The organism is Sphingomonas parva (ex Maeng et al. 2020), assembly GCF_004564275.1.
In the GTDB taxonomy this organism is placed as follows: domain Bacteria; phylum Pseudomonadota; class Alphaproteobacteria; order Sphingomonadales; family Sphingomonadaceae; genus Allosphingosinicella; species Allosphingosinicella parva.
The window spans coordinates 100416-115530 of sequence record NZ_SPDV01000007.1; the positions used below are offsets into that span (position 1 = coordinate 100416).

General features: G+C 69.7%; 17 protein-coding genes. 11 read left to right on the forward strand and 6 right to left on the reverse strand.

Annotation, left to right across the window (positions count from 1 at the left end; translation table 11 throughout):
• The first annotated feature begins 162 nt into the window (after nt 1-162).
• The 5 genes from E2493_RS04485 to E2493_RS04505 all read left to right on the forward strand — a co-directional run bounded on the left by E2493_RS04485 (nt 163) and on the right by E2493_RS04505 (nt 6510).
• Nucleotides 163-1437 (forward strand): hypothetical protein, encoded by a 1275-nt coding sequence (locus tag E2493_RS04485; RefSeq protein ID WP_135084140.1) that lies wholly within the window; start codon nt 163-165, stop codon nt 1435-1437.
• Nucleotides 1438-1903: 466 nt separating this feature from the next.
• The gene (gene acnA, locus E2493_RS04490; protein ID WP_135084142.1) at nt 1904-4582 is read left to right on the forward strand and encodes an aconitate hydratase AcnA; all 2679 of its coding nucleotides are present in this window, start codon (nt 1904-1906) and stop codon (nt 4580-4582) included.
• A 17-nt stretch (nt 4583-4599) separates the two neighbouring features.
• Complete coding sequence (locus E2493_RS04495) at nt 4600-4860, forward strand: CBU_0592 family membrane protein (protein ID WP_450097532.1); 261 nt, start codon at nt 4600-4602, stop codon at nt 4858-4860.
• A gap of 71 nt (nt 4861-4931) precedes the next feature.
• Nucleotides 4932-5966 (forward strand): aspartyl protease family protein, encoded by a 1035-nt coding sequence (locus tag E2493_RS04500; RefSeq protein WP_135084146.1) that lies wholly within the window; start codon nt 4932-4934, stop codon nt 5964-5966.
• Nucleotides 5967-5976: 10 nt separating this feature from the next.
• Nucleotides 5977-6510, forward strand: a complete 534-nt coding sequence (locus E2493_RS04505; protein WP_135084148.1) for a hypothetical protein — start codon at nt 5977-5979, stop codon at nt 6508-6510.
• Nucleotides 6511-6517: 7 nt separating this feature from the next.
• Here the strand turns inward: E2493_RS04505 and E2493_RS04510 are convergent, their stop codons facing one another.
• Nucleotides 6518-7021 (reverse strand): META domain-containing protein, encoded by a 504-nt coding sequence (locus E2493_RS04510; RefSeq protein ID WP_135084150.1) that lies wholly within the window; start codon nt 7019-7021, stop codon nt 6518-6520.
• A gap of 5 nt (nt 7022-7026) precedes the next feature.
• Nucleotides 7027-8109: a DUF5700 domain-containing putative Zn-dependent protease gene (locus E2493_RS04515; protein ID WP_135084152.1), complete on the reverse strand. Its 1083-nt coding sequence runs from the start codon at nt 8107-8109 to the stop codon at nt 7027-7029.
• Nucleotides 8110-8270: 161 nt separating this feature from the next.
• On the opposite strand from E2493_RS04515, the gene E2493_RS04520 reads away from it, so the two are divergent.
• Nucleotides 8271-9158 carry an alpha/beta hydrolase gene (locus tag E2493_RS04520; protein ID WP_135084154.1) on the forward strand — a complete coding sequence of 296 codons (888 nt, stop codon included), beginning with the start codon at nt 8271-8273 and terminating at the stop codon, nt 9156-9158.
• 5 nt (nt 9159-9163) lie between these two features.
• On the opposite strand, the gene E2493_RS04525 is transcribed toward E2493_RS04520, so the two are convergent.
• Nucleotides 9164-9577: a DUF4345 domain-containing protein gene (locus E2493_RS04525; protein WP_135084156.1), complete on the reverse strand. Its 414-nt coding sequence runs from the start codon at nt 9575-9577 to the stop codon at nt 9164-9166.
• Between the two features lie 91 nt (nt 9578-9668).
• On the opposite strand from E2493_RS04525, the gene E2493_RS04530 reads away from it, so the two are divergent.
• A complete protein-coding gene (locus E2493_RS04530) occupies nt 9669-9884 on the forward strand; it encodes a hypothetical protein (protein ID WP_135084158.1) in 216 nt (71 codons plus the stop codon).
• A 58-nt stretch (nt 9885-9942) separates the two neighbouring features.
• Here the strand turns inward: E2493_RS04530 and E2493_RS04535 are convergent, their stop codons facing one another.
• Nucleotides 9943-11598, reverse strand: coding sequence for a S41 family peptidase (locus E2493_RS04535; protein ID WP_135084160.1), 1656 nt, complete (start codon nt 11596-11598; stop codon nt 9943-9945).
• A 182-nt stretch (nt 11599-11780) separates the two neighbouring features.
• Here E2493_RS04535 and E2493_RS04540 point away from each other — a divergent pair, with 182 nt between their 5' ends.
• The 4 genes from E2493_RS04540 to E2493_RS04555 all read left to right on the forward strand — a co-directional run bounded on the left by E2493_RS04540 (nt 11781) and on the right by E2493_RS04555 (nt 14212).
• The gene (locus tag E2493_RS04540; protein ID WP_135084162.1) at nt 11781-12614 is read left to right on the forward strand and encodes an SDR family oxidoreductase; all 834 of its coding nucleotides are present in this window, start codon (nt 11781-11783) and stop codon (nt 12612-12614) included.
• A 74-nt stretch (nt 12615-12688) separates the two neighbouring features.
• Nucleotides 12689-13105, forward strand: a complete 417-nt coding sequence (locus tag E2493_RS04545; RefSeq protein ID WP_135084164.1) for a hypothetical protein — start codon at nt 12689-12691, stop codon at nt 13103-13105.
• Complete coding sequence (locus E2493_RS04550; RefSeq protein WP_225421144.1) at nt 13102-13485, forward strand: DUF962 domain-containing protein; 384 nt, start codon at nt 13102-13104, stop codon at nt 13483-13485. Before E2493_RS04545 ends, E2493_RS04550 begins: the two co-directional genes overlap by 4 nt.
• Complete coding sequence (locus tag E2493_RS04555; protein ID WP_135084166.1) at nt 13475-14212, forward strand: Crp/Fnr family transcriptional regulator; 738 nt, start codon at nt 13475-13477, stop codon at nt 14210-14212. The genes E2493_RS04550 and E2493_RS04555 overlap by 11 nt, the downstream gene beginning before the upstream one ends.
• A 16-nt stretch (nt 14213-14228) precedes the next feature.
• Here the strand turns inward: E2493_RS04555 and E2493_RS04560 are convergent, their stop codons facing one another.
• Both E2493_RS04560 and E2493_RS04565 read right to left on the reverse strand, forming a co-directional pair.
• Nucleotides 14229-14663: a DUF488 domain-containing protein gene (locus E2493_RS04560; RefSeq protein WP_135084168.1), complete on the reverse strand. Its 435-nt coding sequence runs from the start codon at nt 14661-14663 to the stop codon at nt 14229-14231.
• A gap of 55 nt (nt 14664-14718) precedes the next feature.
• Nucleotides 14719-15042: a TFIIB-type zinc ribbon-containing protein gene (locus E2493_RS04565; RefSeq protein ID WP_225421145.1), complete on the reverse strand. Its 324-nt coding sequence runs from the start codon at nt 15040-15042 to the stop codon at nt 14719-14721.
• Nucleotides 15043-15115: the final 73 nt, after the last annotated feature.

The following is a 15115-nucleotide window of genomic DNA, read 5'->3' on the forward strand; positions in this document are numbered from 1 at the left end:
TCGTGGCATACACTCCCGAAGATCGGCCAGGCGATTCGACGACGCGAGATCGTGCGGCCGGATGTGCGCGTTCGTTTTCGCGCGGGACCGAAGGCTTCGAATACATCTCGTCTTCCGCGGCGGGCGCTGATTGCTTCAACCGACTCTTCGAGGAGGCGAGCCATGGCCACGCAGGAGCGAGCGCGCAACGTCGCCGACATCCGCTGCGAGAAGGATGCCAACGGCAGGAAGATCCCCACCTTCGATGCCAATGGCGACGTCATCCACGAAATCTACGGGCGCAAGCCGCCGGAATATGCCGTTTATCGTGCCTGCGGGCGGGTGATGGTCCATTTCGCGGACGCCGACACGGCCGCCGTGCGCCAGCGGCGCCACCTCGCCTCGCTGGCGCAGCTCCGCGACGAGATCGAGGGGCTGGTCGCCAGCTGGCGCAACAGCGATCGCGGCTTCTTCGGCCTCACCAATCCGGACCGGCTGAAGGCCAAGGCGGAATGCCAGGACCGCCGCGTCGGCGGCGCGCTGATCCAGGCGCTCGAGGACCGGCTGCCCTGCGCGCAGGCGGTACTGGAAAAGGTGAAGACCGACCTGCTCAACGAGCGGATCGCCTGGGCGCGGTTCGAATATCTGCTGACCGCCTTCGCGACCTTCCTGGCCCTGATGTTCGTCGGCTGGCTGCTGACCCTGATCCTGCCGGGAACCGAGGGCATCGCCGGCATGGAGAGCCGGATCCGGACGGCCGGCGTCATCCTGCTCCTGCTCTGCGGCACCGGCGCGGCGGCGATCGCCACCGCCGAGCACCCCAAGCCCGCGATGCGCGCCGGCCTGCTGTTGCTTGCCGCCGCGATACCGATCGGGGCGGTGCTGATCTCGCCGCGGATGTCGATGGCGCCGGTGGACCCGCTCTACGAGCCCGCGCTGCACGTCGCCCGCGGCGCGATTGCCGGGGCGCTCGGCGCCTTCTTCTCGATCTCGCTCGCCATCCGCAAGCGCACCATCCTCCCCGACCTGCTGCGCACCTCGAACATGATGGATGCCGTGCTGAGGGTGACGATCGGCTTCATCGCCGGCGCGGTGCTCACCGTGCTGGTCAAGTCCGAGATGATCCAGTTCAGCTTCGGTCCGCAGGGCACCAAGGAAGGCGTCCTGTTCGTGCTGACCCTCGGCTTCGTCGCCGGCTTCGCCGAGCGGCTGGTGCCCGACCTGCTCGAGAAAGCGAACGCCAAGCCGCTCGACCCGAGCGCAACGCTGATCGCGGTCTCGACCGACGCCACGCGCGACACGCGGGGCACGGACCATCGCCCCGCGAAGGCCCAGGAGCGGCCCGCCGAGGCGGCGAACGGCGAGGCGAACGGCAAGCGCCGGCGCCCGCACGCTCCGGCCGGCGCCGCCGAGCTCCCCGCCTCGCTGCGCCCGAAGCCGGAGCCGAGCGACTCCTGACGCACACGCGGACGAGCGGCCCGCAGCTTGCGCAACGGGTCGCTCGTTCCCTGGTGTCTGGCGCCTTTCGCTCCTCGCGGAGCCCGGCGGCGGACCGGGATCAGCCGTGCGGGGTCGCTACACCCGAACGGGCGGAGAGGCGGCGCCTCTCCCGCGGATCATCGACAATGTGGAAGCTTGTCGGCAGCCTCAGTCTCGCGCGGACCGTTGGCAAAGCGCTCCGGCTGGAGACGGACGATGGCGCCCCCGGCGCCCTGTTCCCCCATGAGACTGAAGTAGGCCATTACACTGCCTCCTGTCGTTCAGGTTGAACAAGGAACGTCCGCGCAAAGGATGGGGTTCCGTAACGAGCAGCGGGAGCAGTCCACGCCCGTCCCCCGCCGCCCGCAAAGCGCTAAGGCGCGCGCAAACCGCGCCGGCGGCGTCCTGCTTTCGGCGCAAAGTACCACTTTGCGACGAGGCACTTATGACCGCTGTCGGCCACGACACCCTTCAGACCCGCACCTCCCTCAACGTCGGCGGCAAGAGCTACGCTTATTACTCGCTGGCCAAGGCCGCGGCGCAGCTCGGCGACGTCTCGCGCCTGCCCTTCTCGATGAAGGTGCTGCTCGAGAACCTGCTCCGCTTCGAGGACGGCGTCACGGTGTCGCGCGACGACGTGCAGGCGCTGGTCGACTGGCAGAAGGAGCGGGCCTCGACTCGCGAGATCCAGTACCGCCCGGCGCGCGTGCTGATGCAGGATTTCACCGGCGTGCCGGCGGTGGTCGATCTCGCCGCGATGCGCGACGGCATCGCCAAGCTCGGCGGCAATCCGGAGCTGATCAACCCGCTGGTGCCCGTGCACCTCGTCATCGACCATTCGGTGATGGTCGACGAGTTCGGCACGCCCAAGGCGTTCGAGCAGAACGTCGCGCTCGAGTATGAGCGCAACATGGAGCGCTACCAGTTCCTCAAGTGGGGATCGTCGGCCTTCAACAACTTCAAGGTGGTGCCGCCGGGCACCGGCATCTGCCACCAGGTGAACCTCGAATACATCGCCCGCGCCGTATGGTCCTCGGCCGACCAGAAAGGCGAGGAGGTCGCCTATCCGGACACGCTCGTCGGCACCGACAGCCACACGACGATGGTGAACGGCCTTGGCGTGCTCGGCTGGGGCGTCGGCGGCATCGAGGCCGAGGCCGCGATGCTCGGCCAGCCGGTGTCGATGCTGATCCCCGAGGTCGTCGGCTTCCATCTCTCGGGCAACCTCAAGGAAGGCATCACCGCCACCGACCTGGTGCTGACCGTCACCCAGATGCTCAGGAAGAAGGGCGTGGTCGGCCGCTTCGTCGAATTCTACGGCCCCGGCGTTTCCGAGCTCTCGGTCGCCGATCGCGCGACGATCGCCAACATGGCGCCGGAATATGGCGCGACCTGCGGCTTCTTCCCGGTCGACGCCAAGACCCTGGACTATATGCGCCTGACCGGCCGCTCCGAGGAGCAGATCGCGCTCACCGAGGCCTATTGCAAGGCGCAGGGCCTGTGGCTCGATCCGTCGATCGAGCCGGTGTTCACCGACACGCTCAGCCTCGACATGGCCAGCGTCGAGCCGTCGCTCGCCGGCCCGAAGCGCCCGCAGGACAAGGTGACGCTGGCCAAGGTGGACGAGGAGTTCATCGCCAATTTCACCAAGGAGTACGGCCATGACGCCGCGACCCTGGGCAACCGCGTCCCCGCGGACGGCCACGACCTCGGCCATGGCGACGTCGTCATCGCCGCGATCACCAGTTGCACCAACACCTCGAACCCGGCGGTGCTGGTCGCGGCCGGCCTCGTCGCCCGCAAGGCGCGCGAGAAGGGCCTGACCCGCAAGCCCTGGGTGAAGAGCTCGCTGGCGCCGGGATCGCAGGTGGTGACCGACTATCTGGTCGCCGCCGGCCTGCAGGAGGACCTCGACGCGATCGGCTTCAACCTCACCGGCTATGGCTGCACGACCTGCATCGGCAATTCGGGACCGCTCCCCGAGCATATCTCGAAGGCGATCAACGAGAACGATCTGGTCGCCGCCTCGGTGCTCTCGGGCAACCGCAATTTCGAGGGCCGCGTCTCGCCGGACGTGCGCGCCAACTTCCTCGCCTCGCCGCCCCTGGTCGTCGCTTATGCGCTGAAGGGCACGGTGACGAGCGACATGATCGAGGAGCCGATCGGCAAGGGCAAGGACGGCAGCGACGTCTATCTTCGCGACATCTGGCCGAGCAACGCCGAGGTCCGCGACCTGATCGACCGCTTCGTCACCGGCGAGATGTTCCGCACCCGTTATGCCGACGTCTACAAGGGCGATGCGCGCTGGAGCGGCATCCCGGTCACCGGCGGCGACACCTATGCCTGGTCGGCCGGTTCGACCTACATCCAGAACCCGCCCTATTTCGAGGGCATGTCGATGACCCCGACGCCTCCGGGCGACGTCGTCGGCGCGCGGCCGCTCGCCATCTTCGGCGATTCGATCACCACCGACCACATCTCGCCCGCGGGCGCGATCAAGGTCGACAGCCCGGCCGGCCGCTACCTCAACGAGCACCAGGTCGCCCGCCCGGACTTCAACAGCTACGGCGCGCGCCGCGGCAACCATGAAGTGATGATGCGCGGCACCTTCGCCAACATCCGCATCAAGAACCGCATGACTCCGGGGATCGAGGGCGGCGTCACCAAGCACATCCCGACCGGCGAGGTGATGGCGATCTACGACGCGGCGATGCGCTACAAGGAGGCGGGCACGCCTTTGGTCGTCATCGCCGGCAAGGAATATGGCACCGGCTCGTCGCGCGACTGGGCAGCGAAGGGCACCAACCTGCTCGGCGTGCGCGCCGTGATCGCCGAGACCTACGAGCGCATCCACCGCTCCAACCTGGTCGGCATGGGCGTGCTGCCGCTGCAGTTCATCGGCGACGTCCCGGCGTTCGACGGCACCGAGATGTTCAGCGTCACCAACATCGCCGACCTGAAGCCCCGCCAGGACGTGGAGGTCGTGGTCAGCAAGCCGGACGGATCGTCCTTCACCTTCACCGCGCGCTGCCGGATCGATACGCTCAACGAGCTCGAATATTTCCGCCACGGCGGCATCCTGCACTTCGTGCTGCGCGGCCTCGCCCGGGGCAAGGCGGCCTGACCGCCACGGAGCTCCTGATCGAGGTTGCCGGCTGGTCCGGCGCCCTGCTGATCCTGGCCGCTTACCTGCTCCTCTCCTTGGGGCGGGTGAGCGGCCAGTCCGCTTCCTATCAGTGGATGAACGTCGCCGGCGCGAGCGGCTTCGTGGTCAACGGATGGTGGCACGGCGCCATCCCGTCGGCGACCCTCAACGTCATCTGGCTGGCGATCGGCGCAGTGGCGCTGTGGCGCATCGACCGGCGCAAGAGGACGCCGGAGCCGCGGCCGGCGGCGGACTGAGCGCCCGCGTTTGACAGCGACCCGCCGGCCCCTAATCTGGGCCCGGGGAGGGCCGAATTCTGCCGTTCACGATGCTGTTGATCGCCGCGGCGCTCGCCGCCGGAAGCGCCGCACCGGACCAGGCAAGGGCGAGCGCGCCGCCCGCCGCCGCAAAGGCCCCCGTGCGACGCGTGCTGCCGCCGCCCGTACAGGTGGGCGGTCCCAAGACGAGCGCTCCCGGCCGGGTCTATCGCGGCCGGCTTCGGCAGCCGGCCGAGCGGACGCCGCTTCGCTACGAGACGGCGAGCGGCCACATCTTCTTCAGGGTCGCAGCCAACGGGCAGGAGACCTGGGCGCTGCTCGACAGCGGGGCCGGAATGGCCCTGATCGACCTTGGCTTCGCGAGGTCGATCGGCGCCGCGCTCGAGGCCGCGCCAAGCGTCTCGCAGACCGCGTCCGACGGCACGGTCCTTCCTGGTACGCTGGCGCCGGACGTCGAGATCGTCGCGCCGCACCAGTTCGAGACCCGAATGCCGCTGGTCGCGCTCGACCTTACCGACGCCTCGCGCGCGCTCGGCCGCCCGATCGGGATTGTCATCGGCGCCTCGCTTCTGAACCACCTCGGCGTCCACATCGATCCGGTGCGCCGGGAGCTCGGCTTCACCCGGAAGGGAACGAAGCTGGGCAGCGACTTCACCCCTTTGCCCCTCCACGAAGGACGATTCGTCGAGATGACGATCGGCAAGACGGGCGTGCGGCTGGCGGTCGACACCGGCTCGGACGGTGCGATCAGCCTGACGCGCGCCGCCTGGGCGCGAAGCGGCGAAACGGCGCCGGCGCTGGGGACGACCACCGCCCGCGGCGCCGGGGCGGGCGCGCTTCGCGGCGTCTACACCTTCGTGCCGCAGGTGACGATCGGTCCCTTCACCGAACGCGCGGTGAAGGTCGACATCGGCGACTGGCCGACGGCGGCGCAGGACGGCGCCCTCGGCATGGGCTTCCTCGGCCGCTTCACAATCGTGCTCGATATCGGCGGCGGCACCCTGTGGCTGAAGCCGAACGGCAGCGGCGCGGCGCCGGCGGCGGCGGAGGCGGGTGCCTCCTCACCCGACGCGGCGGCGCGCTGAAGGCCGGACAATGGGATTGATCGTCCAGCACATCTGGATGCGCTGGACCAAGCGCTCGCGCGGCGCGAATGCCCCGCTGACGCGGCCGCGGCTGCAGGAGGCCTATCGGCTGCCGGCCGACCAGGCAGGGGCGCTCGCGGCGGGCGTGGCGTGGGTGCACGAGATCAAGGCGGTGGAAGCCGACGGCTTTGAGATCCGGGAGACTTTCCGCGCGGGCAGCGACAAGCCCGGCGTGGTCGATCTGGGCGTGCTCAAGGCGACGCCCGGGATCGATTATTGGGTGAGCCTCCACGATCCGAGCCCGTACCGCCGCCGGACGAAGTGGCCGGCCAAGCTGCCGTCTCCTCTGTTCGAGCTGCGGCGCGGCCACGTCGCGCGTATCGACTGGAACGGGCGGTTCCGCATGTCCACGATGGGATCGAACCTTTCCTATTATTTCGAGCAGCACATTTACTGGCTGAAGATCGTGGGCGCGCCGGAGCACGATCCGTTCACCGGCGTGGTGCCGTGGAAGCACGTCGACCTGCGCACCGAGATCTATTGACGGTGGATCAGACCGGGGCGCAAACGCGCGTCTCCGAATGCCGGGTCTCATTATGGATCCGCTCCGTCCGCCACGCGCAGCGGCGGAACAGGGCCTGGTGGCCGTCCCCCGCGAGGCGCAGCCGCCCGTCCCCCCGGAGGGCGACGTGCCCCTCCTGCACCAGGCGCCAGTAGCTCTCGCGCAGCGGATCGTCCTCCGGGCAGGCGACCAAAATGGTGTCGATCGTCCGGCCCCCGCTCGGATCGGGGGCGGCAAAGGCCCAGTCGTTGCATCCGTCGCGGCCGCCGGCGACTCTCCCGCCGGTGATCGAGACCCGAAAACCTTCGGCCGGGCGGCCGTCGATCGTGACGGCAAGCCAGCTCCCGTCCTCCTCCGGCGCGAGCAGGGCGATCCAGGGACGCCAGCGGCCGGAGGGATCGGTGAGACCGAGCAGGGAAAGGAGCAAGGCTCCGAGCAGCAGGGCGGCGACGAAAACGATCCGCCAGTTCCGTCCGCCCTCTCGACCGGCCATCGCGTTCAGCCGCAGGCAGCGAGCGCGCGGGCGCGTTCGAGCGTGGCCTTGTCGAGCGCGGGCGCGTCCTTGCCGCCATAGGCCTTGAGCGCCGCGTAGCGCGTCACGAACTCGGCGCCCGGCCGGTCGATCAGCTCGGCAAGCGCCGCGTCGCCGCCCTCCGCGACGATCGCCCGCGCCATCACATAGCCGAGCGGGTAGAGGATCTCGTCCCCGTAGAAGCCGAGGCCGTAGATCGCGTCGTAATCGGCCTCGGGATCGGTGGCGAGGGCATGGGTGGAGAGGCGGAGCAGGGTGACGCTGCGGCCGATCATGTTGACGCCGCGCTGGCTGCGCTTGCGCGCCTCCTCGACGGGCGCGTCGCCGGCGGGCAGAGCGAGGACGTCGCCGACGTAGCTGGCCGCCCCCTCCTGGAGCAAGGAGTCGAACAGCCGGGCAAGGTTGGCCCCGCCGGGAAGCTTCGCGCGGCAGGCGGCCGCACCGGCGGCGGGCTTGCGCGAAGCGGCGGCGAGCTGCTGGACCCCGTGATAGAGCTCGTGCGCCAGGATCGTGCGGGCGAGCGGCGCCGAAGGGAACATCGCCACGTTCAGGTAGAATTTCGGCTCGTCGAACGCGAAGCCGCCCGACGTGCCGCCCGCGATCAGATAGCCGCCGACCTCGCCGCGAACCCGCGCCGGCGTGAAGGCGAGGATGCGGGTGCGAACGTCGGCGAGTATCGCGGGATCGGCGAGATAGTCGAGCGTCTCGCCGATCGCCGCCGCATTGTCGCGCACGCCGACGAAACGGTAATTGGCATCGACGTCGCCGCCGCTGCCGCCCTTTGCCGCGGCGAGCAGGGCGTCGGCGAGCTTCGCTTCGTCAGCCGGGCGATCGTAGCTCAGCACCTTGCGGATCAGCCCGGCGTTGCCCGGCAGCCGGGCGAGCGCGAGCGCCTCCTCGCGGGTGAGCGCCGGGTTGGCGAGCGCCTTCAGCACGCCCCTGGCGCTCTCCGCGTCGAGCGTCACCCGGAGCGGCGCGGCGGGCGCGGCGGGCGCCGCGGCAGCGGGTGCAGCGAGCGCCAGCATGGCGGCGACAATCAGCTTCATCATGATTCCTCCCCTTCCCTCTGCTCTAGCAGCAGTGGACCGGCGGCGCACAAGCGCCGTTTCCGCGTGATCGCGCCGCAGGCCCGAGCCACGGCGACGCCTCCAGGCCGGCGCGCTTGCGCTCGCCGCGATCCTCGGCTCTTCTCGAGCGCAGGAGGATTGGCATGATCCGAGCTTTGCTGTTCGCCCTAGCACTGGCCGGGGGAGCCCCTGCGCTCGCCCAGCCCGCCGCACCGAAGACGGTCCCGCTCTGGACCGTGGGGGCGCCGGGCTCCGAGGCGCGGCGTTCGGAACCCGAGCAGGCGCAGGATTATTGGGTGAAGAACGTTCACAATCCTTCGCTCACGATCTTCCCGGCCGATCCCGCCCATGCCAACGGCGCCTCGGTGATCGTTATCCCGGGCGGCGGCCACCGCCTGATCGTGTGGACGACCGAAGGACTGAACGTCGCGCGCGCCCTGAACCGGATGGGGATCACCGTCTTCGTGCTGAAATACCGCCTCGCCGGTGAGGAGGGCAGCCGCTACACGGTCGAGGGCGATGCCGCGGACGACGCGCGGCGAGCGGTACGCTGGGTGCGGGCGCATTCGGGCGATTACGGCCTCGATCCTGCCAGGATCGGCGTGATGGGCTTCTCCGCCGGGGGCGAGATCGTCTCGCTGATCGCCGACAGCCCCGAACCCGGCCACGCCAGGGCGCACGATGCCATCGACCGGGTGAGCGCCCGTCCCGACTTCCAGATCCTCGTCTTCCCCGGACCGCGTGCGGCCGAGGCGCGGGCGCCGGCCGCCGCCCCGCCGGCCTTTCTCGTCGCCGGCTCCCGCGACGAATGCTGCGCGGCGCCCACGGTCGCGCTGTACGAGCAGCTCCGCAAGGCCGGGATCTCGGCCGAGCTCCACATGTATGCAGACTCCGGCCACGCCTTCAATCTCGACGAATCGAACCGGATCTCGATCGTCCACTGGCCCGATCGGCTCCACGACTGGCTCGCCGACGGTGGCTGGCTCGACGACCGCAGCCGGAGGACGGCGCCCACGACCCGGTCGCGGTAACCCGTTCAGCCCGCCGCCGCGCGGCTGCGCCGGGCGACGCGGGTCTGCCAGATCGCAAGCGCGGGGACCACGCCGAGCTCCATCGCCAGTCCGAACAGATGTCCCGCGCCCGGCGGTCCCGAGGCGAGCAGGGAGAGCAGCCGGGCGAGGCCGCCGGCAACCACGACGACGGTGAGTCCGCGGAACAGCAGGCCCATGGCCTCGATCCGGGGCACGCAGGCGGCGAAGGCGATGCCGATCCCGAACAGCAGGCCGGAGAGATAGCGGAAGTGGCTGTCGAGGTCCGGTGTCCAGGGCGGGCCGACATCCTTCAGCATCGCGGTGCTGAGCACCACCCCGGCACCGCCCGCGGCGAACGGCACGAGGCAGGCGATCGCCACGGCGATCTGCAGGAGGCGGCCTTCGCGTTCGGGAGTCATCGGGTCTCCATGGCAGATCGTCGCGCATCAGGCGTTCTTCCCGGAACCCGCTCGCAGGGCCGCCGGTTTCCTCGAGCAAAGGAGATCAGCCATGAGCAAGAACCTGCACAATGCCGATTCGACCGACCGGGCGCTGAACCAGAACAACCAGATGTCGGACGATCCGGGCGACGGCAGCCGCAATTCGTTCATCCTCGGCAAGGACGGCAACACGCCGGTCGAGAAGGCGCCCGAGCAGGACCAGCAGGACCAGTCGACGATCGAGGCGTTCGGCGAGGAAGGCGCCGGAGTCGCGCCGAAGGAGTAATATCCCCGGGGGCGCCGCAGGACCACGCCCCCGTTCTTCCGCGGCCTTTCGGCAGCGGTCACGGATTTCCCGCGCTCTTCCGGAGCCTCTCAGCGATCGCGCTGATCGCCGGATCGCGACCGGCCGCATAATCGGCGAAGCTCGTTGTCGCGAGGACGTGCGGATCGAGCCCGTCGATGCTGCGGTCGAGGCACCAGATGCCTTGGGGGCAGGGCGCCGGCGAATAGGAATGGAAGCCGTTGGCGAAATGGGCGTCGTAGCCGGAGTAGGGCAGCGGGATGTTGCCGCCCTCGGCCCAGAAATCGAGCCGCTCGGCGATAGGTTCCCCAACGAAGGTGACGCCGGGCCTGCGCCAGGGCAAGGCCGCCGACATCCCGGCCGAGAAAGTGGCGCGGCCGACGATCACGAAGCGTTGCAGCCCCTCGGTGCGGCGGACCAGAGCCTCCATCAGCGCCTCGGCATAATGCATGCTGCCGCCGGTGTTGAAGCGAAGGTCGAGGACGAAGGCCCGGGGCCTGCGGCGCTCGAGCGCGTCGAGCAGGCGCTTGCCGAACGCCTCGGTGGTCTCCCCCTCCGCCTGCTCGGAACGGTTGCACTGCAGGTAGAGGATGCCGTCCGTCTCGTCGAACCAGTAATTCGCTTCGTTGCGCAGGTAGAGCGGAAGCGCCGCTGCTTGCGCATCGAGAACGTGCGCCCAATCGGTGCCCGGCGCACGGAAGCGCGGGGAGAGATCCCACCAGGCCTCGACCGGCGCACGCGACCGGGCCAGCGGCAGCGGCGCGAGCGTGCGGACGCCGGCCGCGGGGCAGCCGGCGAAGCGGAAGGCGATCCGCTCCATGTCCGGGGCCAGTCCGATACCGTGGAGGGTCTCCGGGCTGGTGAGCGAATAGACCGTCTTGTAGTCGATCCAGCCGCTGGTGCCGGCGAACAGCGGCGCGGCGCGATCGCGGGCGTTGCGCGCCGGAAGTCCCTCGATCGCCTCGACACGGCAGCCGAGCAGGTCCTTCTGCGCGGCCGCGGCGCGGACGACGAAGAGGCCGTCGCTGAACCACCACAAGCGGATCGGCAGGCGGCGCAGCTCCTGGCGGTTGCGGAGCAGATAGAGGCGGGTGTGGCCGTTGCCGGCGAGGGCGACGGCAGCCGCCATCCGCGTGGTGATCTCGGCGTCGTCGAGCCGCGGCAGATCCTGCCGGATCGCGTCGAGCGCTTCCCGGAAGAGCATCGCCTCGCCCGGCGAGAAGCTGCGGTCGGCAGCGAGGAAGCGCGTCGCGAGCGTATCGAGATCCTGCCGCCAGCCCTCGAGGCGGTCTCGAGGAGGAGGCAGTTGCGGCACTGGCCGGAGCCGGAGCGGCCAGGAGACTCCGTCGACCACCGCTTCTCCGACCAGCGCCTGCCCTTCGAAGCGAGCGCGGACGACGATCGGATCGGCACCGGCGGTCGCCACCTCGATCCCGCTCGCGCTGCGCGAGGCGCGGGCGAGATCCAGCCGCCGGCCGAGCAACGAGAGCCGGCCGGCCAGACGCCCAGCCCTCTCTTCGACCCGCAGGTTGAGGAACAGCGGCCATCCGCGGGGCTGATCGGCCTCGCCTTCCCACTCGCCGACGAGGCGCGGCGTCGCCTCGCCCGCGGCCGGGGGCTGCGGCGCGCGGGACGCGGCAAGGGCGGGGGGCGCGAGGCCGAGCAGGGCCGCGGCCAGAAGCTGGCGTGTCTTCATCCATTGTCTCCGATCCCGCGGGTGAGGAACCCGCCGAGCCAATGCTGCTACAAATGTAGCAGGTACGCAATCGGTGCGGCCGGGATGCGCAATAGCGGGCAACCTTTCGCCCGTAGCCGCGCGCCCGATCCTCGGAACAGGAGCGATCGGAGGTGGTTGGTCGCGACGAAAAGGAGACCAGGATGAGCGACACCGAGACGATCGACATGATCCATGAGGACGCGCTGCCCGGACACGAAAGCCGGATGCGCGACAAGCCGGACTGGGAGCCGCGCTACCCCGGCTCCGGACGGCTTCAGGGCAAGGTGGCGCTGATCACCGGCGCCGACAGCGGCATCGGCCGCGAAGGCGCCGACGTGGCGATTCTCTATCTGTGCGAGCATGACGATGCTGCGGAGACCAAGCGGATCGTCGAGGCGGAAGGGCGGCGGGCGCTGACCGTCGCCGGCGACGTCGGCGACAAGGCGTTCTGCGAACGCGCCGTGGCCGAGACGGTGAAGGCGCTCGGCCGGCTCGACGTGCTGGTCAACAACGCCGGCGAGCAGCATCCCGACAAGGACATTCGCGACGTCACCGAAGAGCAATTGAAGCGGACGTTCCAGACCAATTTCTTCGGCTATTTCTTCATGGTCCAGGCTGCGCGCCCGCACCTCAAGGCCGGCGCGGCAATCGTCAACTGCACCTCGGTGACGATGTACCAGGGATCGAGCGAGCTGCTCGATTATTCGTCGACCAAGGGCGCCATCACCGCGTTTACCCGCTCGCTTTCCGAGAACCTCGTCGGTGACGGTATCCGGGTCAACGCCGTCGCCCCGGGGCCGATCTGGACGCCGCTCAACCCGTTCGGCGGCTCGACGCCGGAGAAGATGGAGACGTTCGGCGAGAACACGCCGATGGGGCGGCCCGGTCAGCCGAACGAGGTGGCGCCGAGCTTCCTGTTCCTGGCCTGCGAGGATTCGAGCTACATGTCCGGACAGGTCCTTCACCCGAACGGCGGGACGATCGTCAACGGCTGAGGCCGCGCCTGCCCCTTCTGGCGAGGCTGCGGCTTTGCTATGCTGCCCGAAAGACAGAACAGGGGGCAGGAATGGTGCGTATCATCGGTGGTCTGGTTGCAGGATTCGTCATCGCCCTGGTGGCGATCTTCGGCGTCAGCTGGGTCAACCAGCTCCTCTATCCGGCGCTCGGCACCGTCTCGATGGCGGATCGGAACAATTTCGGCGCGATCATCGAATCCTCCGGGGTCGGCGCCCAGCTGATCTTCGCCATCTCCTGGTTCGCCGGCGCCTTCGTCGGCGGCTGGGTGGCCGGGGCGATCAGCGGCCGGCGCTGGGCGCTGTGGACGATCGCCGGACTGATCCTGCTGAACGCCGCCGCCAGCGCGCTGCTCGGCCGCTATCCGCCCCTGCTCCAGGTTTCCGCCATCATCGCGCCGCTGCTCGGCGGGTGGCTGGCCGGCGCGCTGCTCCGCCGCACGCCGTCGGCGGGGATGGGCGCGCCGGCGTGAGCCGGCCCGCGCAGGAGGCGCCGGTGCGGCTCCGGCGCTTTGCGGACTTCTGGCCGCATTACCTGCGCGAGCATGCCCGGCCCGGAACCCGGGCGCTCCATTATGCGGGCACCGCGTTGGTGATCCTGCTCGCGGTCGGCGCAGTGGCGAGCGGCGACCTGCGGCTGATGGCGGCCGTGCCGATCGCCGGCTACGGCTTCGCCTGGGCCAGCCATCTGCTGGTCGAACGCAACCGGCCGGCGACCTTCACTCATCCCCTCTGGTCGCTCGGCGCCGATTTCCGGATGTTCTTCCTCTGGCTGAGCGGCCGGCTGGGTCCGGAGCTGCGCAAGGCGGGGATCGCGGCCGACGGCACGTTCGAGGCCGGGGATGGCGCCTGAGGCGCAAGGCCTCGACCGCGCGATCGCCAAGCTGCGCGCCCGCGACATCGTCTCCGAAGAGGAAGAAAAGGTGTTCGTCGCCTCGGTCTCCGACGTGGTGGAGATCGCGGCCGGACGCACCATCGTGCGGGCCGGCGCCTCGCTTACCCATTCTACCGTGCTCCTCGACGGCTTCGCCTGCCGCTACAAGGACCTTGCCGACGGGCAGCGCCAGATCCAGGAGATCCATGTCGCCGGCGACTGCATGGACCTGCACGGCTTCCTGTTGAAATCGCTCGATCACCATGTCGGCGCGCTCAGCGGGGTCCGCATCGCTTTGATCCCGCACGAGGCGCTCCGCGAGATCACGGAGAATCACCCGCACCTTGCCCGGCTGCTCTGGTTCGCGACCTTGCTCGACGCCTCGATCCAGCGCGAGCACGTCCTCTCCGTCGGGCGCCGCAGCGCGCTCGCCCGTATCGCGCACCTGTTCTGCGAACTGCACCTGCGCCTGCAAGTGGCGGGGGAGAGCAACGGCACGACCTACCGGCTGCCGCTGACCCAGACCGATATCGCCGACGCGAGCGGCCTCACCGCCGTTCACGTCAATCGCATGCTGAAGAAGCTGCGGGACGACGATCTCCTCACCTTTCGCGGCGGCGAGGTGGTGATCCATGACCGGGACCGTCTCGAGCGCGCCGCCGAGTTCGATCCGGCCTATCTGCACCTGGAGCGACGCCCGCGCTGAAGCGGCGACTCCAGGGTCAGAGATCCACCACCTCGAAGCGCTCGCGGTCGAGCATGCGCTCGGCGAGCATGGCGCGATGGCAGCCGGCCGCCTCGCGCTCGAAGCAGAGCAGGGCGGCGCGCCGCTCCCCGGCTTCGGCGAGCGCGCGGACGAGCGCGAGCTCGGCTTCCGGCGTCTCCAGCTGATCGGCGTAGATGGCGCGCATCTCGGCGGTGCGACCGGCGCGGGCCGCCTGGCGGCCGGCGGCCGGCGTGCCGAGCGGACGCAGGTGAAGATAGCCGATGCCGCGCTCGGCCAGGGCGTTGGAGAGCGCGGTCTTCGAGAAGCCCGGCCGGCGCGATGCGGCGACGGCGCGGACGTCGATCAGCAGCTCGACGCCGGCCTGCTGCAACTCGCCGAGGAACTCGTCGACCGTCTTGCCTTCGTAGCCGATGGTGAACAGCGTCCGCATCAAACCGGCTCCCCGAGCCATCTGAACAGCGGCGCCCGGGCACGACGGCCGCCCATCAGTCGAAGATTTCCTCGAGCCAGCTCTTGCGGCGCTTGTGGTGGCCGTGGTGGCCATAGCCCTGCTGGCCATAATGCGGCTGCGACCATGGGCCGCCCTGGGGCGGCTGAGGCGCTTGCGGCGGCTGAGGCGGCTGCGGAGCTTGCGGCGGCTGCGGCGGAGCCTGGGTGGCGCTGCGCTCGATGATCTTGTCCAGCTCGCCGCGGTCCAGCCAGACGCCGCGGCAGGTGGGGCAATAATCGATCTCGATATTCTGCCGCTCGCTCATCACCAAAGGGGTGCCGTCGACCGGACAGGCCATCGGGCCGCTACGCGTGACCATCTCTCTCTCCTCGTTGTTCGCTCTGACCTAGGAACGGAACCGGGGAACGACAACCGCAGCGAGGCCCGCTCGC

Excerpts from the sequence above, each read along its gene's own strand:
- E2493_RS04485 (WP_135084140.1), top strand. The coding sequence starts at position 163 with ATGGCCACGCAGGAGCGAGCGCGCAACGTCGCCGACATCCGCTGCGAG.
- acnA (WP_135084142.1), top strand. The coding sequence starts at position 1,904 with ATGACCGCTGTCGGCCACGACACCCTTCAGACCCGCACCTCCCTCAAC.
- E2493_RS04500 (WP_135084146.1), top strand. The coding sequence starts at position 4,932 with ATGCTGTTGATCGCCGCGGCGCTCGCCGCCGGAAGCGCCGCACCGGAC.
- E2493_RS04505 (WP_135084148.1), top strand. The coding sequence starts at position 5,977 with ATGGGATTGATCGTCCAGCACATCTGGATGCGCTGGACCAAGCGCTCG.
- E2493_RS04510 (WP_135084150.1), bottom strand. The coding sequence starts at position 7,021 with ATGGCCGGTCGAGAGGGCGGACGGAACTGGCGGATCGTTTTCGTCGCC.
- E2493_RS04515 (WP_135084152.1), bottom strand. The coding sequence starts at position 8,109 with ATGATGAAGCTGATTGTCGCCGCCATGCTGGCGCTCGCTGCACCCGCT.
- E2493_RS04520 (WP_135084154.1), top strand. The coding sequence starts at position 8,271 with ATGATCCGAGCTTTGCTGTTCGCCCTAGCACTGGCCGGGGGAGCCCCT.
- E2493_RS04525 (WP_135084156.1), bottom strand. The coding sequence starts at position 9,577 with ATGACTCCCGAACGCGAAGGCCGCCTCCTGCAGATCGCCGTGGCGATC.
- E2493_RS04530 (WP_135084158.1), top strand. The coding sequence starts at position 9,669 with ATGAGCAAGAACCTGCACAATGCCGATTCGACCGACCGGGCGCTGAAC.
- E2493_RS04535 (WP_135084160.1), bottom strand. The coding sequence starts at position 11,598 with ATGAAGACACGCCAGCTTCTGGCCGCGGCCCTGCTCGGCCTCGCGCCC.
- E2493_RS04540 (WP_135084162.1), top strand. The coding sequence starts at position 11,781 with ATGAGCGACACCGAGACGATCGACATGATCCATGAGGACGCGCTGCCC.
- E2493_RS04555 (WP_135084166.1), top strand. The coding sequence starts at position 13,475 with ATGGCGCCTGAGGCGCAAGGCCTCGACCGCGCGATCGCCAAGCTGCGC.
- E2493_RS04560 (WP_135084168.1), bottom strand. The coding sequence starts at position 14,663 with ATGCGGACGCTGTTCACCATCGGCTACGAAGGCAAGACGGTCGACGAG.
- E2493_RS04565 (WP_225421145.1), bottom strand. The coding sequence starts at position 15,042 with ATGGTCACGCGTAGCGGCCCGATGGCCTGTCCGGTCGACGGCACCCCT.